This window comes from Streptomyces callyspongiae (assembly GCF_047200695.1).
Taxonomy (GTDB): domain Bacteria; phylum Actinomycetota; class Actinomycetes; order Streptomycetales; family Streptomycetaceae; genus Streptomyces.
This window is the reverse complement of record NZ_JBJZOM010000003.1, coordinates 20170-45451: the sequence shown is the minus strand read 5'-3', so window position 1 is coordinate 45451 and position 25282 is coordinate 20170. Positions and strand designations below refer to the sequence as shown.

Annotated in this window: 20 protein-coding genes and 1 tRNA gene; 10 read left to right on the top strand and 11 right to left on the bottom strand. The window is 72.8% G+C overall.

The window, feature by feature from the left end; all coding sequences use genetic code 11:
- Positions 1–210 precede the first annotated feature (210 nt).
- A complete protein-coding gene (gene ppc, locus ACL06G_RS03215; protein WP_412835361.1) occupies positions 211–2985 on the top strand; it encodes a phosphoenolpyruvate carboxylase in 2775 nt (924 codons plus the stop codon).
- 86 nt (positions 2986–3071) lie between these two features.
- Here the strand turns inward: ppc and ACL06G_RS03210 are convergent, their stop codons facing one another.
- The 7 genes from ACL06G_RS03210 to ACL06G_RS03180 all read right to left on the bottom strand — a co-directional run bounded on the left by ACL06G_RS03210 (position 3072) and on the right by ACL06G_RS03180 (position 8766).
- Complete coding sequence (locus ACL06G_RS03210; protein ID WP_412785364.1) at positions 3072–3743, bottom strand: LAVTG motif-containing sortase-dependent surface protein; 672 nt, start codon at positions 3741–3743, stop codon at positions 3072–3074.
- A 174-nt stretch (positions 3744–3917) separates the two neighbouring features.
- Positions 3918–4427 carry a hypothetical protein gene (locus ACL06G_RS03205; protein WP_412785363.1) on the bottom strand — a complete coding sequence of 170 codons (510 nt, stop codon included), beginning with the start codon at positions 4425–4427 and terminating at the stop codon, positions 3918–3920.
- 76 nt (positions 4428–4503) lie between these two features.
- A complete protein-coding gene (pth, locus tag ACL06G_RS03200) occupies positions 4504–5118 on the bottom strand; it encodes an aminoacyl-tRNA hydrolase (protein WP_412785362.1) in 615 nt (204 codons plus the stop codon).
- Positions 5119–5240: 122 nt separating this feature from the next.
- Positions 5241–5837, bottom strand: coding sequence for a 50S ribosomal protein L25/general stress protein Ctc (locus ACL06G_RS03195; RefSeq protein WP_412785361.1), 597 nt, complete (start codon positions 5835–5837; stop codon positions 5241–5243).
- A 199-nt stretch (positions 5838–6036) separates the two neighbouring features.
- Positions 6037–7014, bottom strand: a complete 978-nt coding sequence (locus ACL06G_RS03190) for a ribose-phosphate diphosphokinase (RefSeq protein ID WP_412785360.1) — start codon at positions 7012–7014, stop codon at positions 6037–6039.
- A gap of 98 nt (positions 7015–7112) precedes the next feature.
- Positions 7113–8570 carry a bifunctional UDP-N-acetylglucosamine diphosphorylase/glucosamine-1-phosphate N-acetyltransferase GlmU gene (gene glmU, locus ACL06G_RS03185; RefSeq protein WP_412835360.1) on the bottom strand — a complete coding sequence of 486 codons (1458 nt, stop codon included), beginning with the start codon at positions 8568–8570 and terminating at the stop codon, positions 7113–7115.
- 124 nt (positions 8571–8694) lie between these two features.
- Positions 8695–8766 (bottom strand) — tRNA-Gln (locus ACL06G_RS03180).
- Positions 8767–8919: 153 nt separating this feature from the next.
- Between ACL06G_RS03180 and ACL06G_RS03175 the strand changes: the two genes are divergently transcribed.
- Entirely contained in the window at positions 8920–10281 is a 1362-nt protein-coding gene (locus tag ACL06G_RS03175; RefSeq protein WP_412835359.1) for a sensor histidine kinase, read from the top strand.
- A gap of 65 nt (positions 10282–10346) precedes the next feature.
- Here the strand turns inward: ACL06G_RS03175 and ACL06G_RS03170 are convergent, their stop codons facing one another.
- From ACL06G_RS03170 to ACL06G_RS03160, 3 genes are all read right to left on the bottom strand, one after another.
- Positions 10347–11339, bottom strand: coding sequence for a coiled-coil domain-containing protein (locus tag ACL06G_RS03170; RefSeq protein WP_412835358.1), 993 nt, complete (start codon positions 11337–11339; stop codon positions 10347–10349).
- Positions 11340–11641: 302 nt separating this feature from the next.
- The gene (locus tag ACL06G_RS03165; RefSeq protein ID WP_412835444.1) at positions 11642–14008 is read right to left on the bottom strand and encodes an SUKH-4 family immunity protein; all 2367 of its coding nucleotides are present in this window, start codon (positions 14006–14008) and stop codon (positions 11642–11644) included.
- 5 nt (positions 14009–14013) lie between these two features.
- Positions 14014–14988 (bottom strand): SMI1/KNR4 family protein, encoded by a 975-nt coding sequence (locus ACL06G_RS03160; RefSeq protein ID WP_412785356.1) that lies wholly within the window; start codon positions 14986–14988, stop codon positions 14014–14016.
- A gap of 186 nt (positions 14989–15174) precedes the next feature.
- Here ACL06G_RS03160 and ACL06G_RS03155 point away from each other — a divergent pair, with 186 nt between their 5' ends.
- The 3 genes from ACL06G_RS03155 (at position 15175) to mfd (ending at position 20039) form a co-directional block, all read left to right on the top strand.
- Positions 15175–15771, top strand: a complete 597-nt coding sequence (locus tag ACL06G_RS03155) for a YwqJ-related putative deaminase (RefSeq protein ID WP_412785355.1) — start codon at positions 15175–15177, stop codon at positions 15769–15771.
- Positions 15768–16289 carry an SUKH-3 domain-containing protein gene (locus ACL06G_RS03150; protein WP_412785354.1) on the top strand — a complete coding sequence of 174 codons (522 nt, stop codon included), beginning with the start codon at positions 15768–15770 and terminating at the stop codon, positions 16287–16289. The genes ACL06G_RS03155 and ACL06G_RS03150 overlap by 4 nt, the downstream gene beginning before the upstream one ends.
- 210 nt (positions 16290–16499) lie before the next feature.
- Complete coding sequence (gene mfd / locus ACL06G_RS03145; protein ID WP_412835357.1) at positions 16500–20039, top strand: transcription-repair coupling factor; 3540 nt, start codon at positions 16500–16502, stop codon at positions 20037–20039.
- A 103-nt stretch (positions 20040–20142) separates the two neighbouring features.
- Here the strand turns inward: mfd and ACL06G_RS03140 are convergent, their stop codons facing one another.
- Positions 20143–20283, bottom strand: coding sequence for a PIN domain-containing protein (locus ACL06G_RS03140; protein ID WP_412785352.1), 141 nt, complete (start codon positions 20281–20283; stop codon positions 20143–20145).
- A 101-nt stretch (positions 20284–20384) separates the two neighbouring features.
- On the opposite strand from ACL06G_RS03140, the gene ACL06G_RS03135 reads away from it, so the two are divergent.
- From ACL06G_RS03135 to ACL06G_RS03115, 5 genes are all read left to right on the top strand, one after another.
- Positions 20385–21074: an HNH endonuclease family protein gene (locus tag ACL06G_RS03135; RefSeq protein WP_412785351.1), complete on the top strand. Its 690-nt coding sequence runs from the start codon at positions 20385–20387 to the stop codon at positions 21072–21074.
- Positions 21075–21239: 165 nt separating this feature from the next.
- Complete coding sequence (locus ACL06G_RS03130) at positions 21240–21893, top strand: SurA N-terminal domain-containing protein (RefSeq protein WP_412835356.1); 654 nt, start codon at positions 21240–21242, stop codon at positions 21891–21893.
- Positions 21894–21971: 78 nt separating this feature from the next.
- Positions 21972–22922: a nucleoside triphosphate pyrophosphohydrolase gene (locus tag ACL06G_RS03125; protein ID WP_412835355.1), complete on the top strand. Its 951-nt coding sequence runs from the start codon at positions 21972–21974 to the stop codon at positions 22920–22922.
- Between the two features lie 71 nt (positions 22923–22993).
- Positions 22994–24211 (top strand): cytochrome P450 family protein, encoded by a 1218-nt coding sequence (locus tag ACL06G_RS03120; protein WP_412785348.1) that lies wholly within the window; start codon positions 22994–22996, stop codon positions 24209–24211.
- Positions 24212–24347: 136 nt separating this feature from the next.
- The gene (locus ACL06G_RS03115; RefSeq protein ID WP_412835354.1) at positions 24348–25208 is read left to right on the top strand and encodes a transglycosylase family protein; all 861 of its coding nucleotides are present in this window, start codon (positions 24348–24350) and stop codon (positions 25206–25208) included.
- Positions 25209–25282 lie beyond the last annotated feature (74 nt).

Here is a 25282-nt window from a genome sequence, read left to right as displayed (position 1 = left end):
ATGGCAGCCCTTCGCGGCGCGGCAACAGCACGTCCGCACCGGCCGGGGCGACGATCACCGGGGGTTGCTCCGGGTGTCCGAACGACCGCCACCCGGACACTTCCGGTGCACCCTTTGCCCGCCGCATATCCTGGACGGTGTCGGACAGCGCGGTCCGTGACCAGCCGGAAGCACACCGGAAGCCAACCGCTTGCCAAGGAGCCCGCACCCGTGAGCAGTGCCGACAGTGAAACCCCCGGCCAGGCCGACGCCCGTCCGGAGGACACCGACACCCTCGACACTTCCGACAACACCGCCCTGCGCGCCGACATCCGCCGCCTCGGCGATCTGCTCGGCGAGACCCTCGTACGCCAGGAGGGGCCGGAACTCCTCGAACTCGTCGAACGGGTCCGCGCCCTCACCCGCAGCGACGGCGAGGCCGCCGCCGCACTGCTGGGCCGCACCGACCTGGCCACCGCCACCCAGTTGGTGCGCGCCTTCTCGATCTACTTCCACCTGGCCAACGTCGCCGAGCAGGTGCACCGCGGACGGGAGCTGCGGGCGCGCCGCGCCAGCGAGGGCGGCATGCTCTCCCGCACCGCCGACATGCTCAAGGACGCCGACGAGGCGCACCTGCGCGACACCGCGGCCCGCCTCGGGGTACGCCCCGTCTTCACCGCCCACCCCACCGAGGCCGCCCGCCGCTCCGTGCTGACCAAGCTCCGCAAGATCGCCGAACTCCTGGAGTCGGGCGACGAGAGCGACCGGCCCCGCACCGACCTGCGACTCGCCGAGAACATCGACCTCGTCTGGCAGACCGACGAGCTGCGCGTCGCCCGCCCGGAACCCGCCGACGAGGCCCGCAACGCCGTCTACTACCTCGACGAGCTGCACGCCGGAGCCGTCGGCGACGTCCTGGAGGACCTGGCGGCCGAACTGGAGCGGGCGGGCGCCCCGCTGCCCCGCGGCAGCCGGCCGCTGACCTTCGGCACCTGGATCGGCGGCGACCGGGACGGCAACCCCAACGTCACCCCCCAGGTCACCTGGGAGGTGCTGCTGCTCCAGCACGAGCACGGCATCACCGACGCCCTGAACCACGTCGACGAGCTCCGCGGGGCGCTCTCCAGCTCCCTCCGCAACGCGGGCGCCACGCGGGAACTCCTGGACTCCCTGGAGACCGACCTCGAACGGCTTCCGGAGATCAGCCCCCGCTACAAGCGCCTCAATGCCGAGGAGCCGTACCGCCTCAAGGCCACCTGCATCCGGCAGAAGCTGCTCAACACCCGGGACCGGCTCGCGGCGGACTCCCCGCACGTACCCGGCCGCGACTACCTGGGCACCGGTGAGCTCCTCGAGGACCTCACCCTGCTGCAGACCTCGCTCCGCCGGAACAAGGGCGGGCTGGTCGCCGACGGCCATCTGGAGCGGCTGCTCCGCACCCTGGCCGCCTTCGGGCTGCAACTGGCCACCCTGGACGTCCGGGAGCACGCCGAGGCCCACCACCAGGCGCTCGGCCAGCTCTTCGACCGGTTGGGCGAGGAGTCCTGGCGGTACCTGGACATGCCGCGGGACTACCGGCAGAGGCTGCTCGCCAAGGAGCTGCGTTCCCGCCGCCCCCTCGCCCCCACCCCGCCCCCGCTCGACGAGGCGGGCCAACGGACCCTCGGCGTCTTCCGCACCGTGCGGCGCGCCCTGGACACCTTCGGCCCGGAGGTCGTCGAGTCCTACATCCTCTCGATGTGCCAGGGCGCGGACGACGTGTTCGCCGCGGCCGTCCTCGCGCGGGAGGCCGGGCTGATCGATCTGCACGCGGGCTGGGCGCGCATCGACATCGTGCCGCTGCTGGAGACGACCGACGAGCTGAGGATCGCGGACGAGCTGCTCGACGCGATGCTGTCCGACCCGTCCTACCGGCGGCTGGTGGCGCTCCGCGGCGACCGCCAGGAAGTGATGCTCGGCTATTCGGACTCCTCGAAGTTCGGCGGCATCACCACCTCGCAGTGGGAGATCCACCGGGCGCAGCGGCGGCTCCGCGACGTTGCCCACCGGCACGGCGTCCGGCTGCGGCTGTTCCACGGCCGCGGGGGCACCGTGGGCCGCGGCGGCGGCCCCACCCACGACGCGATCCTCGCGCAGCCCTGGGGCACCCTCGAGGGCGAGATCAAGGTCACCGAGCAGGGCGAGGTCATCTCCGACAAGTATCTGGTGCCGTCCCTGGCCAGGGAGAACCTCGAACTGACCGTGGCCGCGACCCTGCAGGCCTCCGCGCTGCACACCGCGCCCCGGCAGTCGGACGAGGCGCTCGCCCGGTGGGACGCCGCGATGGACACCGTCTCCGAGGCCGCCCACGCCGCGTACCGCGGGCTCGTCGCGGACCCGGACCTGCCCGCCTACTTCTTCGCCGCCACGCCCGTCGACCAGCTCGCGGAACTGCACCTGGGGTCCCGGCCCTCACGCCGCCCGGACAGCGGCAAGGGCCTGGACGGACTGCGCGCCATCCCGTGGGTCTTCGGCTGGACCCAGTCACGGCAGATCGTGCCGGGCTGGTTCGGTGTCGGTTCCGGACTGCGGGCGGCCCGCGCGGCGGGACTCGACGCGGTGCTCGACGAGGCGTACGAGCACTGGCACTTCTTCCGCAACTTCCTCTCCAACGTGGAGATGACGCTGGCGAAGACGGATCTGCGCATCGCCCGGCACTACGTGGACACCCTGGTGCCGGAGGAGCTGCGGCACGTCTTCACCGCCATCGAGGAGGAGCACGCCCGCACGGTCGAGGAGGTGCTGCGCATCACCGGGGAGGAGAAGTTGCTCGACGCCGACCCGGTGCTCCGGCAGACGCTGCGGATCCGCGACGCCTACCTCGATCCCCTCTCGTACCTCCAGGTGGCGCTGCTGAAGCGGCAGCGGCAGACAGCCGAGCGCGGGGAGGAGCCCGACCCCGACCTGGCCCGTGCGCTGCTGCTCACCGTCAACGGTGTGGCGGCGGGCCTGCGCAACACCGGCTGACGGCGCGGCACGACGGAAGCGCACGACGGGTGCCGCACCTCCACCGGAGATGCGGCACCCGTCGCGCTGCGGCCCGTGGCAGTGGGTCAGCTCTGCTGCGAGCGGGTGTTGCGGCGGCGCAGTACCAGGTAGGTGCCGGCGCCCAGGAGCGAGGCGGCAGCGGCGGCCAGTGCACCGGCGGGGACGCTCGCCCCGGTCTCCGCCAGATCGGCGCCGGTGCCGGACGGCTCGGGTCCGTCGCCGTCCGTGTCCGCCTCACCCGCGACGGGGGAGGGGTCCGAGGAGCCCTTCGGCTCGGGCATGGTCTCGGCGGGGCCGGAGGAGACCGGCTCAGGGGACGCCTCGTCCTCCTCGGGGGTGCCGTCGCAGTCCACCCAGAAGACCTTGTGCTTGGCGCGGCCCCTCTCGCCGTCGAAGGTCCAGACGAGCTTGTAGTGGCCGTCCTGCAGCGAGAGCGTCTCGCTGCGCAGGTGGCCCTCGTCGTCGAGGGTCAGGTCGCCGACCTCGGCCACCTCGGTCCGGGAACCGGTGGGCGGCATCCCGACGATTTTCCAGCTCACCTTCTGCTGGGCGTCGAAGCCGAAGCCGTCCAGGTAGAAAGTGCAGACCTTCGGCTGATTCTGCTGTTGCCACTCGCCGGTGGTGGCGTCGTGGATCTTGACGGTGCCGTTGTCACCGTTCGCGTACGCGGCCGGGGCCAGCAGCAGCGAAGCAGCTGCGGCAACCGTCACCGCGAACGCCGAAGAAAGGGCGCGCATGGGCATACCAACTTCGGTGAAAGAAGGGGGCGCTCGGGTCAGGAGCGCGAAATAAGGGACCGGTAAAGCTTGTTGTCGGGCCCGGAAAGGGGTCAAGTTCCAACTGTCCCTAGTGTCGGGTTGGTTCACCCGTGCGCAGTTGGCTCTGCATAACGATCCAGCCTCGGGGCCCGGTCACAGGAGCGCGAAGGCACCCACCATCGTGCCCGCGCCGAGCACCGCCAGGGTCCAGGCGGTGCGGCGCATGCGCAGCCCCCCGGCCAGCACGAGCGACGCGAGCAGCAGCCCTCCGCCGAGCGGCACCCACGCGTAGAGCACGCCGGCCGGGCCGGTGCGCACCGCCTCCTCGCCGTCCGGGAGCAGAGCCGTCTCCAGACGCTCACCCGTGCCGTCGGCCACCGCCGCCTTGATCGCGACGTCCTGCTGCGGCGCTCCGCCGCCGTCAGGCTCGAACGTGCCGGTGCAGAACTCGTCCGCGCATTCCTCGACCACCAGGACGCCCGGCGTTCCCGCTTCCCGGAACATGGCCGGCCGCGCCGTGTCCCAGGAGGTCCACGCGCCCGCGATCACCAGGAGCAGCGCGAGGAGTGCCATGAAGGTGTTCTTCAGCACCAGCAGGACCCCGAACGCGCTCTCTCCGGCGCGGCGGGTACGGCTGCGTCTCACCACGGTGCTCTCGGGCATGGCGGCGATACTTCGCCATTACCGGCCGTCGGTCAACCTCGTGCCCGGAAGGTTTGTCCCCACCGACGGCTCGCGGCTACGAGTTGTAGGTCGTCTGTGCGCGTTCCAGTCCGTCGGCGACAAGTGCTTCGACGGCGTCGGCGGCACGGTCGACGAAATAGTCCAGTTCCTTGCGCTCGGTCGAGGAGAAATCCCGGAGGACGTAGTCGGCCACCGCCATGCGGCCGGGCGGACGGCCCACTCCGAACCGCACCCGGTAGTAGTCCGGGCCCAGCGATTTCGTGATCGACTTCAGTCCGTTGTGCCCGTTGTCGCCGCCGCCGCGTTTCAGCCGCAGAGCGCCGTAGTCGATGTCCAACTCGTCGTGGATCACGACGATCCGGGAGAGCGGGAGCTTGTAGAAGTTCCGCAGCGCCGTCGTGGGGCCGCCCGAGGCGTTCATGAACGACATCGGCTTGGCGAGCACCACGCGCCGGCCGGCGACTCCGGGAATCCCGAAACGGCCCTCGCAGACCTGCGCGCGCGCTCGGTGCGAGGCGAAGCGGCCGCCCATGCGTTCCGCCAGCAGATCCGCCACCAGGAAGCCGATGTTGTGGCGGTTGCCCGCGTACTGCGGACCGGGATTGCCCAGGCCGACCACCAGCCACGGCACATCGGGACCCGGCTCGTCGGCGGCGGTGTTCGTCGTCATCGGGGCCCTCCGGCGGCCTCGGCGCGTCGACGGTGTCGACAGCGGTGGTCGGAACGGGAGCGGCCCCCGCCCCGGTGCCCGGCACGGGGACGGGGGCCGCTCACGAGGTGCGGCAACGCAGATTACTCGGAGGCGCCCTCGCCGGCTTCCTCGCCGGCCTCCTCGGCAGCCTCGGCCTCGGCCTGCGCGGCCAGGACCTGGATGACGATCACGTCGTCCTCGACGGCCAGCGCCGTGCCGCGGGGCAGCTCGATGTCGCCCGCGGTCACCGAGTCGCCCGCGGACAGGCCCTCCACGGAAACCGTCACGGTCTCCGGAATGTGGGTCGCCTCGGCCTCGACCGGCAGGGTGTTCAGGCCGTGCTCCAGGATGTGCTGGCCGGGCGCCAGCTCGCCCTCGACGTGGATCGGGACGTCGACGTTGACCTTCTCGCCCTTCCGGACCGTGAGCAGGTCGACGTGCACGAGGAAGGCGCGGATGGCCTCACGCTGCACGGCCTTCGGGATGACCAGCTGCTTCTTGCCCTCGATGTCCAGGTTGATCAGGACGTTCGGGGTCTTGAGGGCCATCATCATGTCGTAGCTGGGCAGCTCGACGTGGACCGGCTCGGCGCCGTGGCCGTAGATGACCGCCGGGATCTTCTCCTCGCGGCGGAGACGGCGGGCAGCGCCCTTGCCGAACTCGGTGCGAATCTTCGCGGAAAGAGTGACGTCAGCCACGGCTGCGCTCCTCGTGCTTCTCGGACTGCAGGGACAGGGGTCACCCGGCCCACGACAGGCCTGCTACGAGAGCGCGTCGATAACGGAGCCGCCGCGGTGCCGACGCACCTGCGGCCTCCCTCGCCGAGCAACTCCAGGAGTCTACCCGGCGCGGAAGGCCGCACGGAAATGGATCAACCGGATCGCCCCGGCGCTGTGATCAGGCCTGCTCCTCGAAGAGGCTCGTGACCGAGCCGTCCTCGAACACCTCGCGCACCGCGCGCGCGATCGTCGGAGCCATCGACAGCACCGTGATCTTGTCGAGGTCCTGCTCGCCGGGAGTGGGCAGCGTGTTGGTGAAGACGAACTCGCTCACCTTCGAGTTCTTCAGGCGGTCCGGAGCCGGGCCCGAGAGCACACCGTGCGTCGCGGTCACGATCACGTCCTCGGCGCCGTTCGCGAAGAGGGCGTCGGCGGCCGCGCAGATCGTGCCGCCGGTGTCGATCATGTCGTCGACCAGCACGCACACCCGGCCCTCCACGTCGCCGACGACCTCGTGCACCGTCACCCGGTTCGCCACGTCCGGATCGCGCCGCTTGTGGACGATCGCCAGCGGAGCGCCCAGCCGGTCCGCCCAGCGGTCCGCGACCCGCACCCGGCCCGCGTCCGGCGAGACCACCGTCAGCTTGTCCCGGTCCACCTTCTCGCCGACGTAGTCCGCCAGGATCGGCAGCGCGAACAGATGATCCACCGGACCGTCGAAGAAACCCTGGATCTGGTCCGTGTGCAGATCCACCGTGAGAATGCGGTCCGCTCCCGCGGAACGCAGCAGATCCGCGATCATGCGCGCGGAGATCGGCTCCCGGCCGCGGTGCTTCTTGTCCTGCCGCGCATAACCGTAGAACGGCACGATGACCGTGATGCTCCGCGCCGAAGCACGCTTCAGCGCGTCGATCATGATCAGCTGCTCCATGATCCATTTGTTGATCGGAGCAGTGTGGCTCTGCATCAGGAAGCAATCCGCACCGCGGGCGGACTCCTGAAAGCGGACGTAGATCTCACCGTTGGCGAAGTCGAAAGCCTTCGTCGGAACCACACTGATTCCCAGCTGCTCCGCGACCTCCTCGGCAAGCTCGGGGTGAGCACGGCCGGAGAAGAGCATCAGCTTCTTCTCGCCGGTCGTCTTGATCCCGGTCACAGCACAGTCTCCTTGCGTTCCGCTGGGCGTTAGTGCCCCTTCACCGTAAACCCCGCCCACTCCTCGCGCGTACCCCGCGCGCCCTTTCGAGAGCGGCCTCACTCGCCGCCGGAGTCGTTCTCCTCCGCACGCTGCGCGGCCTGCGCCGCGGCGCTCCCCGGGCGCTTCCGCGCCACCCAGCCCCCGATATTCCGCTGCTGTCCGCGCGCGACCGCCAGTGAACCCGGGGGAACGTCCTTCGTGATGACCGATCCCGCCGCCGTGTAGGCGCCGTCCCCGATGGTGACGGGCGCCACGAACATGTTGTCCGCACCGGTCCGGCAGTGCGAGCCGATCGTCGTCCGGTGCTTGTGCTCACCGTCGTAGTTCACGAAGACGGTGGCCGCTCCGATGTTGGAATGCTCACCCACGGAGGCGTCCCCGACGTAGGACAAATGCGGCACCTTGCTGCCCTCGCCGATCTCCGCGTTCTTCATTTCGACGAAACTGCCGGCCTTCACCCCGTCCCCCAGGCGTGTGCCGGGACGCAGATAGGTGAACGGCCCCACGGAAACGCCCGCGCCGAGACGGGCCCCGTCGGCCACCGTGGTGTCCGCCACCGCTCCTTCGCCGAGATGCGTGTCCGTCAGACGCGCCTGCGGGCCGGCCTCCGCCCGCGGCCCGAGATGCGTGGAGCCGCGCAGCTGCGTCCCCGGGTGCACCACCGCGTCCGGCTCGTACGTCACCGTGACGTCCAGCCACGTCGAGGCCGGATCCACCACGGTCACCCCGGCGAGCATGGCCGCCTCCAGCAGCCGGTCGTTCAGCAGCCGCCGCGCCTGCGCCAACTGCACCCGATTGTTGATCCCGACGATCTCCCGATGGTCGGCCGCCACGGCCGCGCCGACCCGGTGCCCCGCCGCACGCACGATCCCCAGGACGTCGGTCAGGTACTCCTCGCCCTGGCTGTTGTCGGTGCGCACCTTGTCGAGAGCGTCGGTCAGCAGGCGGGCGTCGAAGGCGAACACGCCCGAGTTGATCTCCCGCAGCGCGCGCTGCTCCTCCGTCGCGTCCTTGTGCTCCACGATCGCGGTGACCGCGCCGTCGGCGTCGTCCCGCACGATCCGCCCGTAGCCGGTCGCGTCCGGCACCTCGGCGGACAGCACGGTCACGGCGTTGCCCTCCGCGGTGTGGGTGTCCGCGAGCGACCGCAGGGTCCCACCCGTCAGCAGCGGAGTGTCCCCGCAGGCCACGATCACCGTGCCGTCGAGGACGACGTCGGCAGCCGCCAGCTCCTCCAGTGCCGTGCGGACGGCGTGGCCGGTGCCGTTCTGCTCGAGCTGCACCGCGGTCCTGACACCCTCGTCCACCCCGGACAGATGGGCGGTGACCTCCTCCCGCGCATGACCCACCACGACCACGAGGTGCTCGGGATCCAGGGTGCGGGAGGCGTGGACGACATGGCCGACGAGGGATCGGCCGCAGATCTCGTGGAGGACCTTGGGGGTCGCCGACTTCATGCGGGTGCCCTCACCCGCTGCGAGGACGACGACGGCTGCCGGGCGGTTGGCGCTCACGGGGTGCCCTTCGGCTTCGGGTGAGGATGACACCCGCAGGATACCGGGGGTCCCCCGGAGAGCCGGGCGGGCAGGGGGGCCGTGCTGCCCGGGAGGAGTGGGGAAGGAGCACAGACGGAAGCTGCTCCCCCGCCAGGACTCGAACCTGGAATGAACGGACCAAAACCGTTAGTGTTGCCAATTACACCACGGGGGATCGTTTCACAGGAAACGGGCATCTCGCGTGCCGGTTCCGCGGTTGACTCTACTACGCCGCCCCGCCGCCCATCGACGATGCGGCCCGCTCCGCACCGGGCCGGCTGCCGCACGCGAAGGAACCACGCCGCTCCCGGCCCTTAGGGTGGGCCGTATGACCGAGACGGGGGATGTCGGCACAGCCTCGAAGAGGGGCGGCGGACCGTGGTGGTGGGCACGGCGCCGCGGCATGGCGCTGGACGTCGGACTGGCCGCGGCGTCCGCCGTCGAGTGCGCCTTCGAAGGGGTGCGGTTCGCCGACCGGGCGGACGTGCCGGCCGTCCCCGCGGTGCTGCTGGGGATCCTCGTCGGAGCGGTGCTGGTGCTCCGCCGCCGATGGCCGATCGCCGTAGTGCTGGTGGCCGTCGCCGTCACCCCGGCCGAAATGGGCATCCTGCTGGGCACGGTGGGGCTCTACACCCTCGCTGCCTCCGAGGTGCCCCGCCGGATCATCGTGCTGCTCGCCGGAATGATGGTGGGCGGCAACCTCATCATCACCTTCCTCCGCGTGCACGAGAGCGTCGGGCGGGACCCCACGTTCGACCCGCCCGAGTGGTTCATCCCTCTGGTGTCCTTCGCCGCCTCCATCGGCTTCGCGGTGCCGCCGCTGCTGCTGGGTCTGTACGTGGGAGCACGCCGCCGCCTGGTGGTGAGCCTCCGGGAACGGGCCGACGGACTGGAACGCGAGCTCTCGCTGCTGGCCGACCGAGCCGAGGAGCGTGCCGAATGGGCCCGCAACGAGGAGCGGACCCGCATCGCCCGCGAGATGCACGACGTCGTCGCCCACCGGGTGAGCCTGATGGTCGTCCACGCCGCCGCACTGCAGGCGGTCGCCCTGAAGGAGCCGGAGAAAGCGGCGAAGAACGCCGCGCTCGTCGGCGACATGGGCCGGCAGGCGCTGACGGAGCTGCGGACCATGCTCGGTGTGCTGCGCACCGGCGAAGGAAGCGGCGCCGCCACCGCCACCGAGGAGGACGGCGCCGGGGCCGCGGCCGGGACGGGCACCGCACGGCTCGCCCGCTTCACCGGCGGCGCGGAGACCGTCCCCCCGGCGCGGAGCACGACGACCGACGGCGGACCGACCCTGGACGGCCTCGACGGACTGCTCGGGGAGTCGCGGCTCGCGGGCATGACGGTGGAGCTGTCGGTGCACGGCGAACGACCCGGAACGGGGTACGCGGCCCGGGTGGAGCGCACGGCCTACCGGGTGGTGCAGGAGGCGCTCACGAACGTCCACAAGCACGCGGCGGGCGCCCGTACCCGGGTCCGGCTCGCCCACCGCGAGGGAGAGGTCGCGCTCCAGGTGGAGAACGAGCCCCCGGCGCGCGGCACGGCCGACGCGGGCCTGCCGAGCGGCGGAAACGGCCTGGTCGGCATGCGGGAGCGCGTCACGGCCCTGGGGGGAGTCTTCGTCTCGGGTCCCACGGACGCGGGGGGATTCCGGGTATCGGCCGTCATCCCGCAGAACGGTGCCTGACACGGTCCCGTGCGGTCCCCGCGCCGCTTCCCGTTCCCGGCGGCGCGGACGGGCCCGGCCCGACGTCAGCCCTCGGAGCGCCCGGCCTGTTCCGGGATCCGGGTGCCGTCCTCGCCGCCCGTTCCCTCCGCGCTCACGGTCGTCTCCTCCGTACCGTCCGCACCGCCCTCCGCAGCCGGCTCGGCCAGGTCGCTGCGCCCGGTGAGCGTCGCCAGACTGCTGCGGACGTGTGCCATGTGGGCGCGCAGTTCCTCCGACTGCTCCTCGTGGTCCCGCAGCACCCGGTCGGTCTCGCGCTCGATGCGGTCCTGCTCCGCCCGGGCCCGGGCCAGCAGGGACTCCGACTGCGCCTCCGCGTCCTCCTGCCGGTGCCGGGCGGCCTCCTCCGCCTCCGCCTGGGTGCGCTTCGCCTCGGAGAGGAGGGTGTGGCCGCGCTGGTCCAGATCGGACACCCTGGCCTCGACCGTCGCCTCGTTCTCCGCGATCCGGCGGGCGAGCGCGTCGTTCTGCGAACTGTGCGTCTTCTCCTGGTCGGAGAGGAGATCGTGGCAGCGGCGCGAGGTCTCCTCGAACGCCTCCTCGGCCTCGCCCCGGATCTCCGCGGCGGCAGCCCGGGCGGCCTCCAGCAGCTCCTGCGCGGCCGAACGGGCCTGCGCCACGGTGCCGTCGGCCGCCTTCTCGGCAGCCGCACGCGTCCGCTCCGCCGCGTCCTGGGCGGCCTTCCTCGTCGCCTCGGCGTCCTGCGCGCTCCGGTCGGCGGTCCGGCGGACATCCGCCTCCGCGGTGTCGCGGACCTCGGACGCCTCCTCCTCCGCGGTCTCCAGGATCTCCCGGGCCCGCGCGCCGAGCGTCTCGAACGTCTGCGGCGGCTGGGTGGCGACGACGCGGCGGAGCCGCTCGGCCTCCTCGGCCAGTTCGTTCGCCAGGACGGTGAGTCTGGCTGCCCGTTCGCCGGCTTCGTCGCGTTCCTCGGTCAGATCGGACACCCGGCCGTCGACCTGGTCGGGCCGATAGCCGCGGCGTACGACGACGAAGCCGTGCGGCGACGACGCGCTCATGGATGCCCCTTACTTCAAGCTGCTGCGTGCCCACGTGCGGCGGATGCCGTGGGGCGGGCGACGCGGACATGCGTACCCGACCACGCCCGTACCCGCACCCCAGGATGCGTCATGCGTCCCTCGGGTCCGCAATCGGTATCGCGCATCCCGTGCCGTCCGGCAGCGGGACCCGGAACCTTCCGAGGCCCTGCGGGAACAGGCCCCCGCGGTGCTGCGGCACCGCGCCGCAGCGGCACGCGCCCGCCGGTGGAAAGCCGCCGGAGCCACCCGGTCGGAGCAGCCGCGGCACCCTGCGGCCGCCCTCAGAGCAGACCGTCCCACATCTGCTCGAGCAGTACCGCCCACCAGTTGTCCGGAGAGGACAGTGCCGCCGGATCCAGCATCGCCAACTGCATCTGGAAGTCCACCGTCCAGCGGCCCGCCTGTTCCGGGGTCAGACCGAGGCGCAGCCGCCACATCCGGCCGAACAGTGCGAGACAGCGCACGAACTCGGGCAGGCCCGTGTTGACGAACCGCGGCGCCGCGCACCGGCCGTCGGGGCCGGCCTCCAGCGGCACCGCCACGATGTGCGCCGTGCCGTACTGCACGCAGAGTTGACGGCCGAAGTCGTTGCCCATGACCAGGTACGAGGCCGCGTCGGAACCGGGCCGGAGCCCGCGCTCCTGGGCGAGTTCGGCGAGCGTGGGCACCGGCCGCCCCGGCTGTGCCTGCCCCCAGAACACCGGCCCCGCATCGAGAGGGACGCCCGCCCACACCAGCACCTGCCCGACGACGTCGGGGACGCCCTGCCGGGACACCGCCTGCTGGTCGAACCGGAAGACGCCCTGCGGGCCGTACGCCTGCATCAGTTCGTGACCGATGCCGTCGGGCGGGATCGGCGGGGCAGGCTGGATCTGGTGCTGCGGCGGCAGCGGCACCCGTTGCGGCGCGGGGCGCGGCGGAGCGTCGGCGACCTGGTGCAGCTCGCCCTGGTGCTCGATCAGATGCCGCATGCCCTCCTGGCGGGAGGCGTGGTCGGTGCCGTACCGGGCGGTGTGGCTGATCCGCACCTGCGGCCACGTCTCGCGGACCATGCGGGAGCAGTAGCCCCCCGGCAGGTCGCAGGACTCCAGCTCGGTGTGGAGTTCCAGGACCTGCTGCGGCGGGACGTTCATGGCCCGCAGTTCGTGCAGGATCTGCCACTCGGGGTGCGGGGTGCCGGGGGCGGAGCGCCGGATGAGCTGCTGCTCCGAGCCGTCGGGCGTCCGGTAGCGCAGCACCGCCATGTAGCCCGGCCCGACGGTGGGCGCACCTCCCGGCTGCGGCGGGGGCCCGGCGGGCGCGCCGGGAACCGGAGCGGGGTGGCCGTACGGGGGCGGCATCCCGGGAGGTCCGCCTTGCGGTCCGGGGACGCCTTGCGGCCCGGGGACGCCTTGCGGTCCGGGAACGCCTTGCGGTCCGGGGACGCCCTGTGGTCCCGGGGCCGGTGGTGCGGCGGGCCCGCCCGGCGCGGGCCCGGCCAGCATGGTGGCGGCCGCGTGCACGCCGCCGCCCGGGCCCTCGGCGGAGTCGTCGCGGCCGGAGGGTGTGCCGCCGGACTCCTTGCCCTGCGCCGCGACTTCGTCCGCCGGTACCAGCTGCGTCGGCACGTAGCCACCGGCGCCGCCGCCCGGAGTGTCGCTCTCGGGCGCGCCCGGCGCGCCCGGCGCGCCCGGCGCCCCGGGCGTCCCGGGAGCGCCGGGCGGCGGGGGTACGGACGGTCCGGAGCCCCGCGCGGTGTTCCCGGGACGCGCCGGAGCGCCCGGGGCCGGCGGTGCGCCGGGCGGCGGGGGCGCGCCGGGAACCGAGGCGGGAGCGGACGGCGCGGGCGGCGGCGTCCCGGGCGGTGGTGAGGGCGGTGGCGGCGTGCCCGACCCAGCGGCGGAAGGGTCGGCGAGCATGGTCGCGGCATGGTGCACGCCGCCTGCCGGCCCCCCGGCGGAGCCCGATCCGTCGTCGCCCGCCCGCCCCTCCGGTCCGCCGTGGGTGTCGCCCGTCGCGTCCGGACCGTCGAGGGCGGGCGACACCGTGGTGCTCCGCGGGGACGCGCGTCCGGCGAGGAACTCCGTGGCAGCTTCGCCGTCCGTCCCCGGGAGCGGGGTGTCGTCGCTGTCGCTGCCCGCCAGCGGTGGGGCGTCCAAGGTCCCGGGCGCGTCCTGGGCGCCCCCCGCACCGGACCCGCTGGTGTCGGTCCAGGAGCCGGAGTCCCGGGGGGGCGGGGCCGGTGCGGCGGCACCGGGGGCCTCCCGTTCCTCGCCCTCCGGGCGGCGGCGCCCGGGCACGCCCATCCGGTCGGCCGCCTCCTGCAGCCACTCCGGCGGCGTGAGCAGGAAGGAGGTCGCCTCCAGGTCGACCCGTTGCGGCCCGGGTGCGGGAGCGACGGGTGCCGCGGGCGCGCCGTACTCCTCCGTGTACCGGGCGATCACCTCGTCCACGGGGAGCCCAGGCCAGAGCGTCGCGTCGCCGCTGTCCCGTGCGATCACCAGCCGGCTGCGGGAGCCGTGACGGCCCGGTCCGCCCTCCGCGTCCCCGGACCAGGCGACGAAGCCTCGGTCGAACTCGCGGACGTGCACGTCGCCGCGCCGGTCCGCGGGCACGTCCGCGTTGATCCAGCGTTCGGCGCGCTCCTGGGCCTGTGCGAAGGTCACCAATGCGCTCACCCCTCCACCGGCACGGCGTGCGCGAAGCCGCCGTCGACCATCAGTTTCGCCACGGTCTCCAACTCCGGCGGGCTGCCGACGAGTCGGAGCAGGAAATCGTCGAAGTCGGTGCCGCACGGCTGCAGGAGTTCGGCCGAGCGCCCCGCCACGTCCAGCCCGTCGTGGTCCCGGGCGTCGTCGAAGGCGCAGAACCACACGCTGCCGGTCGCCTCCCCTCGCACCTTCACGGCCACGATGCCGCCCTGGACGAAGGTCACGCCCAGGTAGTCCTTCGTGAAGTGGTCCCGCAGGCACTTGTTGACGTACACGAGGTCGTTGACCGCCGGTTCGTCCCGCAGGGTGAGGAACGGCTGGTCCACGAGGAGACCGAGCTCCGGGAGGAGGGCGTAGCCGCGCGGGGCGCTGCCCCCCGCGGCCTTGAGGAACGCGCGGTAGGCGTCCGGGAGCCGGTAGCCGAGGCGCTCCTCGGCATCGAGCACCCGGCGTTCCGTCACGGCCACGTCGTGGGGGACCGTGAAGTGCGCGGCCCGGGTGTCCAGCAGCGGCCGGGTGCCGTGCTTGCCGTGGTCGACGGCGGCGGTGGCGAGCCCGCCGTGGTGCCGCAGCAGCGCCTTCACCTCGAGGGGGACGAGCTCCAACCGCCTCGAGTGCGCGACGTGGTGCCAGGTCCAGCCGTGCGGCGTGGCGACCGGCGGGAGGTCCCGCCACAGTGCGTGGCCGGCGGCGTGCGACGCCGCGTTGGCGGACACCAGGTCGGTGAGGCGGAGTTCGTCGCCGCCGAAGCCCTCGGGCGGATCGGCGATCTCCGCGACGGCCCGTGCGTAGGGAGAGAAGTCGGGCAGCCCCGCCGCGTCGACACGGACCCCCTGCGGGTGCCGGGCGGCGCGCACCGGGTCCGGGAACCCCACGACCTGCCCGGCGTACGCCGCGTTGGGTGGTGCGGCCGTCGCCCCTCGCCGACCTGTCGTCATGGACCTGGCTCCCCTGCTGCGGCGTGCTGACGTGCACAGCCTATGCGGTAGCAGCGTGCGCGGTCATCGTCACCCGGAAGACCCGGAGTCACTCGTGGGAGGGAACCTTGAAGCCCGCCTCCCGCGTCACCCTGCATACTTGGCGGGGGCCTCCGCACCAGGGGGTTTCAGGAGGAAAGCACCACCATGAACATCGCATCACGGCGGTCCGCGCCGCCGACGGGGACAGGAAAGGACGACCCGCGACAGGGTTGGTTCCGGGCCGGCGACGCCGCGCGGGAAGCGGCCCCGCCGGAGCTCGGGCCGGACGTCCCCGGCGCCCGCGGCACGGCGGCTCCGCTGCTGCGGCGCCGCCGGGACGGCATCCTCCCGGCGGTCGCCGGGGCCCTCTCGGTGCGCGGCACCACCCTCACCGGCACGGGCAGCAGAACCGACGTCCGGCCCGAGCTCCACCCGCTGGTGGAGGAGTTCCTGGACGCCCTCCCGGTCGCGGACCGCGAGCGGCACGCGGGCCGCTGCCCCGAACCGCTCCTGCTGTCCCGCTACCTCACCTCGGCGGAGGAAGCCCGTTCGGGCCGGAAGGCGGGCCGGCCGTTCACCGCGTCCGACGCCCGCAAGGCGCTGAAGCATGCGCGGCTGACGACCCGGCACCTCCGGGAGGACGGCGACCCCCGCCACGGCTCGTACGCGCCGCCCTGCCGGTCCTGCGCCCGCCTGCTGGCGCACCTCGGGGTCGCCGCGGTCGACCCCGGCAGCGTGCCGGCGGCGGAGGAGAAGGGGTGACGGCACCGCACACCTCCTCCTCCGCCACCCGGTTCCCGGTCGCCGTCGACGCGGCACTGCGGGGTGCGGGCTGGCGCCCGGGCCGCTGGGAGATCAGGGATGCCGAGATGTGGGCCGACACCCTCCGTGCGCACACCTCACCGGCCGGTCACCGGCACGTCGTGTTCCCCGCCGCGGTCGAGGCGTGGGCGGAGTTCGGCGGGCTGCAGATCACCCCCGGCGGGCCGGGCCGCGACGTCGCCCCGAGCGGTCTCCACATCGACCCGCTGCACGGCCTGTACGCGGCGCGGACGCTCGCCGCTCTCGGCCGGGCGCTGGAGTCCGAGGTGGCGCCGCTGGGCGCCGAGGTGCCTCCGGACGGTGACCCGGACGATGCCGCGGGGCTGCTGGTGCTCGACGCGGACGGCCGGGTCTACTGCCTCGATCCGCTCGGCGACTGGTACCTCGGCGGGAACGTCGACGCCGCGCTGACCACGCTGATCACCGGTCTGCCGCCCGCCCGCCTCACGGCCGCCTGACACCGAAACGTTCCTTCAAAACCGCCGCGCACCCGCCGGCGGCCGTGACGCCGCTCACGGCCCCGCACGCGGCCCCGCTCCCGGCCGGGCAACGCTCCGCCCCGCGCAGTCGTACGCTGGAGACCCCGGCCTGCCGACGCATGTCGGGCTCTTCGTGTTGCCCACCCGGACCGGACGACCACCGGTCCGCCACCCCGGACGGATGCACCCATGAGCCTGCACGGTCTCCTGGACGCGGTCCTGCGCGACCCCGCCCTCGACGAAGCGGTCGAGGCCGCCTCGGACGGCCACCGCCCCCACGTCGACCTCGTGGGTCCCTCCGCGGCCCGCCCCCTCGCCGTCGCCGCACTGGCCCGGCGGACGGGCCGTCCGGTGCTCGCCGTCACCGCCACCGGCCGCGAGGCGGAGGACCTCGCCGCGGCACTCCGCAGCCTTCTGCCCCCGGACGGCGTCGTCGAGTACCCGTCCTGGGAGACCCTGCCGCACGAGCGCCTCTCACCGCGCAGCGACACCGTCGGCCGCCGCCTGGCCGTGCTGCGCAGACTCGCGCACCCCGACCCCTCGGACCCGGCCACCGGGCCGGTGTCGGTCGTCGTGGCCCCCATCCGCTCCGTGCTCCAGCCCCAGGTCAAGGGCCTGGGGGACCTCGTGCCGGTGGCACTCCGCCAAGGCTCGGAGGTGGACCTCGAGGAGATCATCGACAACCTGGCCGCAGCCGCGTACTCGCGTGTCGAACTCATCGAGAAGCGCGGCGAGTTCGCCGTCCGGGGCGGCATCCTGGACGTCTTCCCGCCCACCGAGGAGCACCCGCTCCGCATCGAGTTCTGGGGCGACGAGGTCGAGGAGATCCGCTACTTCAAGGTCGCCGACCAGCGGTCGCTGGAGGTTGCCGACCACGGACTGTGGGCACCGCCCTGCCGCGAACTGCTCCTCACCGACGACGTCCGCCGCCGCGCCGCCGCACTCGCGGAGGACCACCCCGAACTCCAGGAGCTGCTCGGCAGGATCGCCGAGGGCATCGCGGTCGAGGGCATGGAATCCCTGGCACCGGCACTGGTCGACGAGATGGAACTGCTGCTGGACGTCCTGCCGCACGGCGCGATGGGCGTGGTGTGCGACCCGGAGCGGGTGCGCACCCGGGCCGCGGACCTCGTCGCGACCAGCCAGGAGTTCCTGCAGGCGTCCTGGGCCGCCACGGCAGGAGGCGGGAAGGCACCGATCGACGTCGGCGCCGCCTCGTTGTGGGGCCTCGCCGACGTGCGGGAACGAGCCCGGGAACTGGGCATGCCGTGGTGGTCGATCAGCCCGTTCGCCTCCGACGCCTCCGCGGACGACGGCGACGACGTGCTCCAGCTCAGCATGCGCGCCCCGGAGAGCTACCGCGGCGACACCGCCCGCGCCCTGGCCGACACCAAGGGCCGGCTGGCGGACGGCTGGCGCTGCGTGTACGTCACCGAGGGCCACGGCCCCGCCGCGCGCACCGTCGAAGTACTCGGCGGCGAAGGCATCGCGGCCCGGCTGGAGAGCGACCTCGGCGAGATCGCGCCGTCCGTCGTGCACGTCGCCTGCGGCTCTCTCGACACCGGCCTCGTCGACCCGCAGCTGAAGCTCGCGGTCCTGACCGAGACCGACCTCTCCGGACAGAAGGCGGCCGGACGCGAGGGCGCCCGCATGCCGGCACGCCGCCGCAAGACCATCGACCCGCTGACCCTCCAGGCCGGTGACTACATCGTCCACGAGCAGCACGGCGTCGGCCGCTACATCGAGATGGTGCAGCGCACCGTGCAGGGCGCCACTCGCGAGTACCTGCTCGTGGAGTACGCCCCCGCCAAGCGGGGACAGCCCGGCGACCGGCTGTTCGTGCCGACCGACCAGCTGGAGCAGGTCACCAAGTACGTCGGCGGCGAGCAGCCCTCGCTGCACCGGCTCGGCGGCGCCGACTGGACGAAGACCAAGGCGCGGGCGAAGAAGGCCGTGAAGGAGATCGCGGCCGACCTGATCAAGCTGTACTCCGCCCGCATGGCCGCCCCCGGCCACGCCTTCGCGGCGGACTCGCCCTGGCAGCGGGAACTGGAGGACGCCTTCCCCTACATGGAGACGGCGGACCAGCTCAGCACGATCGCCGAGGTCAAGGAGGACATGGAGAAGTCGGTCCCGATGGACCGGCTGATCTGCGGCGACGTCGGCTACGGCAAGACCGAGATCGCCGTCCGCGCCGCGTTCAAGGCCGTGCAGGACGGCAAGCAGGTCGCGGTGCTCGTCCCCACCACACTGCTGGTGCAGCAGCACTTCGGTACCTTCACCGAGCGGTACGGGCAGTTCCCCGTGAACGTGCGGGCACTCTCCCGCTTCCAGTCGGAGGCCGAGGTGCAGGCGGTGCAGGACGGGCTGCACGACGGCTCCGTCGACATCGTCATCGGCACCCACCGGCTGTTCTCCTCCGAAGTGCGGTTCAAGCAGCTCGGCATGGTGATCGTCGACGAGGAGCAGCGGTTCGGCGTCGAACACAAGGAGCAGTTGAAGAAGCTGCGCGCCAACGTGGACGTGCTGACCATGTCGGCCACGCCGATCCCCCGGACGCTGGAGATGGCGGTCACCGGCATCCGCGAGATGTCCACGATCACCACCCCGCCGGAGGAGCGGCACCCCGTGCTGACCTTCGTCGGCCCGTACGAGGAGAACCAGATCGGGGCCGCCGTGCGGCGCGAACTGCTCCGCGAGGGGCAGGTCTTCTACATCCACAACCGGGTCGACTCCATCGACCGGGCTGCCGCACGGCTCCGGCAGATCGTGCCCGAGGCGCGCATCGCCACGGCGCACGGGCAGATGTCGGAGGCGGCACTCGAACAGGTCGTCGTCGACTTCTGGGAGAAGAAGTACGACGTGCTGGTGTCCACCACGATCGTCGAGAACGGCATCGACATCTCCAACGCCAACACCCTGATCGTCGAGCGCGGCGACACCTTCGGCCTGTCCCAACTGCACCAGCTGCGCGGCCGGGTGGGTCGAGGCAGGGAACGCGGCTACGCGTACTTCCTGTACCCGCCGGAGAAACCGCTCACCGAGACGGCGCACGAACGGCTGGCGACCATCGCGCAGCACACCGAGATGGGCGCCGGCATGTACGTCGCCATGAAGGACCTCGAGATCCGCGGGGCGGGCAACCTGCTCGGCGGCGAGCAGTCCGGCCACATCGCCGGTGTGGGCTTCGACCTGTACGTGCGGATGGTCGGCGAGGCGGTCGCCGACTACCGCGCCGCACTCGAATCCGGCGGCGAGGTCGAAGAGGCACCGCTGGAGGTCAAGATCGAGCTGCCCGTCGATGCGCACGTCCCCCACGACTACGCGCCCGGCGAGCGGCTGCGGCTGCAGGCCTACCGCGCGATCGCCTCGGCGAACTCGGAGGAGGACATCGCGGCCGTCCGCGAGGAACTCACGGACCGGTACGGCCCGTTGCCCGAGCCGGTGGAGAACCTGCTGCTGGTCGCCGGCCTGCGGCTCCTCGCCCGCTCCTGCGGCGTCACCGACATCACCCTCCAGGGCACCAACATCCGCTTCTCCCCGGTGGAGCTGCGGGAATCGCAGGAATTGCGGCTGAAACGCCTGTACCCCCGCTCGATCCTCAAGCAGGCCTCGGGCCAGGTACTGGTGCCGCGGCCGAAGGCCGGCGGCATCGGCGGCAAGCCGGTCGTCGGCCGGGACCTGCTCGCCTGGGTGGGGGAGTTCCTCACCTCTGTGCCGGGAGCCTGAGGCCCGCCGGGAGCCGGCGCACCCGTCCGAAGAGCCCGCGCGGCCACCCGCGCCAGGGCGGTCTCAGTCCTGCTGCTGTTCTCGCGTTCGACCGTGGCCGCGATCAGCCGGTCCGCTGCGCCCGCTCGAAGGCCTGCTCGGGCACCGGTACCCAGGAGAACAACGAACGCAGCAGCCGCTGCTTCTCCAGGCGGTCCGACAGCGAGCGGGCGGAATGGAGGTGCGCCCGGAGGGGCAGGGGCACGGTTCACCGTTCCCGTTCGGGGCACGAGAGGGCCAGGAACACCGGCGACGGCCGCGGGGCGGGAGCCGGACGGGACGGCGGCCATCCGGGAGGGGCACAGCGTGAGGGCGAGGACGGCGACGAGCAGGGGCGCGGCAGCGCTCGGTGCACTCCTGCTGGCGTGGGGGTGCGCCGCGTGCGGCCCCGTGGAGATCCAGCCGGGCGCCTCGGGATCGGGCACGCCGGAGGCCTCCGGCGGGAGCCCGGAGCCGGGCGCTTCCGGCGGCGCCCGTGACGCCCTGGACGCCCTGACCGTCCGCGCACCGGGCACCATGGACGGCTACGCGCGGGACCGGTTCCCCCACTGGTCCGACCAGGGCGACCGCTGCGACACCCGCGACGTCGTGCTCCGCCGCGACGGCGAGGACGTACGCACCGACGACGACTGCGAACCCGTCTCCGGCACCTGGCGCAGCCCGTACGACGACGGAGTGTGGACCGACGACTCCGACGTGGACATCGACCACATGGTGCCGCTCGCCGAAGCCTGGCGCAGTGGCGCCCGCTCCTGGGACGACGAGCGGCGCGAAGCGTTCGCCAACGACCTCTCGCGACCCCAGCTCTTCGCCGTGACCGACGAGGTCAACCAGGCCAAGGGGGACAGTCCGCCCGACGAGTGGAAACCCGAGCGCCGCTCCTCCTGGTGCACCTACGCGCAGCAGTGGATCACGGTGAAGGCGCACTACGACCTGTCCGTCACCCGTGACGAGAAGGACGCGCTGGAGGGCATGCTGGACAGCTGCGCCCGGTGACGGCGGAGCGGCGGACGTCCCCCGCTGCGTGCGCCCACGACGGTCTTCGGCGTGAGATTCCCGGGCCGGTGCGTCGAACCAGTGGTCACAGGCGCCCCGACTCCCTACCATCGATCACCGACAGGTTGTGAAACAGCGCACAATCGCCGCCGCCCTGGAGGGTCCATGCACCGCCGAAGGTCCGTCGTCACCGTCTCCTCCGCCGCAGCCGTGCTGCTGGCGGCCCCGTTGCTGACGGGATGCGGCGGCGACACGTATCCGGGTTCCGCGGCCGTGGTCGACGGCGACGCGATCAGCCTCACCCAGCTCCAGGACCGGGTCGTCGCCACCCGTGACGCGCAGCGCGAGGCGCAGAACGGTGAGCAGCTGATCAGCCAGACCGGGCGGCTGCCCCGCACGACGCTCGACGGCATGATCCGCCACCGCATCGTCGAGCGGGCCCTCGCCGACGCCGACGCCTCGGTCTCCCGGCGGGAGGTGCAGGAGCAGCGCGACGCCTACGAACAGCAGACCGGCGGCCCGAAAGCCTTCGAGGACGCCCTGCTGGAGCAGCAGGGCGTCGCCCCCTCCGCCGCCGAGGACTGGGTCTGGCTGAACGTCGCGGTACAGAAGGTCGCCGACGCCTGGGGCGTCGACCCGAAGACCCCGAAGGGCAACAAGACGCTCAACACCCGGTTCGCCGAGCTGTCCGGGGAGATGGACATCGTCGTGAACCCCAGGTACGGCACCTGGGACACCGAGCGCAGCACGCTCGCCCCGGCGGACATGCCGTGGCTGAAGGACGTCGGCGCCCAGCAGGAGATCCAGCAGCAGGGCTGAACCGGCCCCCGACGGCGTGGGGCCCGCGTCGCGCGGAGCGGAGCGGAGCCCGGGCGCCGGGTGCGTTAGGTTGCGGGTGTGTCCCGCATCGTTCTGCTGACCACGAGTCACCGCGTCGCACCCGGCATGCTGTCCTGGCCGGCCTGGCAGGCCCTGCACGGAGCGGACCGGGTGCTCTGCGCCGACCCGGCGCACCCGCAGCTCCCCCACGTGCGCGAGGCCGGCGTCGAGGTGGAGATCGCCCGGCCGTCGGCCCGCGAACTCGTCGACGACTGCGTGTCGCAGGACCGCACCGTGGTGGTGCTGGCGACCGCCGAGGGCGAACCGCAGCTGACCGACGGCCTGGCCCGCCTCGCCGGGTCCGGCCGCGAGGAGATGCCGGAACTGGAGCTGCTGCCCGGCGCCTACGACCTCCCGGGCGCCCGGCTGCTGGACCTTGTACAGGTCATGGACCGCATCCGCGCGGACTGCCCCTGGAGCGGCGAACAGAGCCACGAGGGTCTGGCGAAGTACGCCATCGAGGAGGCGTACGAGCTCGTCGAGGCCATCGAGGCCGGAGACCGCGGGGAACTGCTGGAGGAGCTCGGCGACGTCCTGCTCCAGGTCGTCTTCCACGCCCGGATCGCGGAGGACGACCCGGAGGAGCCGTTCTCCGTCGACGACGTCGCGGCCGGGATCGTGACGAAGCTGATCCACCGGCATCCGCACGTCTTCGGCGAGGAGGCAGCCGAAACCCCCGAGGAGGTCCAGGCCCACTGGCAGCGGACCAAGGCGGCCGAGAAGCGGCGGGAGTCGGTGACCGACGGCGTGCCGCTGGGACAGCCGGCCCTCGCCCTCGCGGCCAAACTGTCCGGCCGCGCCCGCCGCGCCGGACTGCCCGCCCCGCCGCAGGACCGGGCCGGGACCGGGGCCGAACTCCTCGCTCTCGCCGCCCGCGCCGAGGCCGAGGGCACCGACCCGGAGACCGCGCTGCGCAGCGCCGCCCGCGCGTACCGCGACGCCCTCCGCGGCGCGGAGCAGGACGGCTGACCACTGCTCCGGTCCGGCGCACCTGCCGGGATACGGTCGGAGACGTGCACGACGCCGCTCCACTTCCTGACATGCCGCCGCTCTTCGACTGGCGGTTCGCCGCGGACCCCTACCCCGCCTACGCCTGGCTCCGCACACACGCCCCCGTCCATAGGGCGACGTTGCCCTCCGGCGTGGAGGCGTGGCTGGTGACCCGCTACGCCGACGCCAAGCAGGCGCTCGCCGACCAGCGCCTCAGCAAGAACCCGGAGCGGCACACCGAACGCGCCGCGCACGGCAAGGGCAAGGTCGGCATTCCCGGGGAACGCAGCGCGAACCTGATGACGCACCTGCTGAATATCGACCCGCCCGACCACACGCGGCTGCGGCGCCTGGTGTCGAAGGCGTTCACCCCGCGTCGCGTCGCCGCTTTCGAACCTCGGGTGCGGGAGTTGGCGGACCGGCTCATCGACGAATTCGCTGCTCGCGGACAGGCGGATCTGATCCACGAATTCGCTTTTCCGCTGCCGATCTACGCCATCTGCGACCTGCTCGGTGTGCCCTCCGAGGACCAGGCCGACTTCCACGCGTGGGCGGCGATGATGCTCCGGCACGGCAACGCGCCGCGCGGCGGCGTCGGACGGGCCGTGAAGAAGATGCGCAGCTATCTCGCCGAACTGATCCACCGCAAGCGGGAGGACCTCGGCGACGACCTGATCTCCGGCCTCATCCGGGCCTCCGACCACGGTGAGCACCTCAGCGAGAACGAGGCCGCGGCCATGGCCTTCATCCTCTTGTTTGCGGGGTTCGAAACCACCGTGAATCTCATCGGCAACGGCACGCTCGCCTTGCTGCGCCATCCCGTGCAACGCGCCGCTCTGCACGATGCTCTGGACCGGGGCGACGAAGCCTGGCTCGCCCGTGCGGTGGAGGAACTGCTCCGCTACGACGGGCCGGTGGAGATGGCCACCTGGCGGTTCGCCACCGAACCTCTCCGAATCGGTGGGGCCCGCATCGCGGCGGGCGAACCGGTGCTGGTCGTCCTCGCGGCGGCGGATCGCGACCCGGAGCGCTTCACGGATGCCGACGTGCTGGAACTGAGCCGCTCGGACAATCAGCACCTCGGCTACGGGCACGGCGTCCACTACTGCCTCGGGGCGCCGTTGGCGCGGCTGGAGGGACAACGGGCACTGTCCGCACTTTTCGGGCGGTTGCCGGACCTGCAACTCGCAGTCGATCCGGAGGACTTGCGGTGGCGCGGTGGGCTCATCATGCGTGGATTGCGCAGTTTGCCCGTGACCTTCACGTGATGATCGTGACATCGCCTTGTGACGGACCTGCTTCCGCGGATACGTTCGAGCACCGTCCATCGTGGTCGACGAGAGGCTTCGCATGCGTTCCGGGAACGGTCGACACCGCCGCCCCCGCCGGGCACCCGCACTCTTCGTGAGCGCAGGGGTGGCGAGTGCCGGGCTCGCCATGCCCTTGCTCGTCGCGGGTGGCGCACAGGCCGCCGACGGCGCGACCTGGGATCACGTCGCCGAGTGCGAGAGCGGCGGACTGTGGAGCGCCAATGCCGGCAACGGCTACTACGGCGGGCTCCAGTTGACGCTGGAGACGTGGAAGCAGTACGGCGGCGCGGACTTCGCGACCCGGCCGGACCTCGCCAGCAGGCACCAGCAGATCCAGGTCGCCGAGAAGATCCTCGCCGACCAGGGCCCCCGGGCGTGGCCGAGCTGCGCGATCAGTGCAGGACTGTCGGAGGAGGACGTCGAGTCCGGCCTCCCGGGCATCCCTGACGCCCCCGAGGCGCCGGAGGTGGAGGTGCCGGAGGCCGACGTCCCGGATGTTCCCGGCGTGCCCGGGTTCTCCGGCGACTCCGGGCAGGCGCCCGCCGGGGACGAGGGGGCGCGCGGAGCGTCGGGCGCGAGCGACGGGAAGAAGGGCCGAGGGGCCTCCGGCGAGGACGACTCCGGCGAGGGTTCCGCCGCTCCGGGCGGCGCCGGCGCACAGGCCGACCCGGGGCGGTCCGGTCGCACCGACACGCCGGACGCGGGGCGGGAGGCGGAGGCCCGGGACGAGCCGGGCCGGACCGGGCGCGGTGCCCGCACCCGCTCGGGGGGCGCGGCGGACGACTCCTACCGGGTGCGCCCCGGCGACTCGCTGTCGGCCATCGCGGACGCGTACGGCACGGCGGGCGGCTGGACGGCCCTCTATGAGGACAACCGGGAGACGGTGGGTGACGACCCCGACCTGATCCGGCCGGGGCAGCTGCTCGACCTCCGGACGGGTGGCGAGCTGCGCTGACCCGGCCGCGCACGCCGCTCCGCGGCGCTGCGTGACCGACCGGCGAACACTCCGTTACGGTGCGATTCCGTAAC

What these genes read in the sequence shown, in the direction of transcription:
- ACL06G_RS03210 (WP_412785364.1), bottom strand. Translation starts at nt 3,743, where the DNA reads ATGCGCGCCCTTTCTTCGGCGTTCGCGGTGACGGTTGCCGCAGCTGCT.
- ACL06G_RS03205 (WP_412785363.1), bottom strand. Translation starts at nt 4,427, where the DNA reads ATGCCCGAGAGCACCGTGGTGAGACGCAGCCGTACCCGCCGCGCCGGA.
- pth (WP_412785362.1), bottom strand. Translation starts at nt 5,118, where the DNA reads ATGACGACGAACACCGCCGCCGACGAGCCGGGTCCCGATGTGCCGTGG.
- ACL06G_RS03175 (WP_412835359.1), top strand. Translation starts at nt 8,920, where the DNA reads ATGACCGAGACGGGGGATGTCGGCACAGCCTCGAAGAGGGGCGGCGGA.
- ACL06G_RS03170 (WP_412835358.1), bottom strand. Translation starts at nt 11,339, where the DNA reads ATGAGCGCGTCGTCGCCGCACGGCTTCGTCGTCGTACGCCGCGGCTAT.
- ACL06G_RS03160 (WP_412785356.1), bottom strand. Translation starts at nt 14,988, where the DNA reads ATGACGACAGGTCGGCGAGGGGCGACGGCCGCACCACCCAACGCGGCG.
- ACL06G_RS03155 (WP_412785355.1), top strand. Translation starts at nt 15,175, where the DNA reads ATGAACATCGCATCACGGCGGTCCGCGCCGCCGACGGGGACAGGAAAG.
- mfd (WP_412835357.1), top strand. Translation starts at nt 16,500, where the DNA reads ATGAGCCTGCACGGTCTCCTGGACGCGGTCCTGCGCGACCCCGCCCTC.
- ACL06G_RS03130 (WP_412835356.1), top strand. Translation starts at nt 21,240, where the DNA reads ATGCACCGCCGAAGGTCCGTCGTCACCGTCTCCTCCGCCGCAGCCGTG.
- ACL06G_RS03120 (WP_412785348.1), top strand. Translation starts at nt 22,994, where the DNA reads ATGCCGCCGCTCTTCGACTGGCGGTTCGCCGCGGACCCCTACCCCGCC.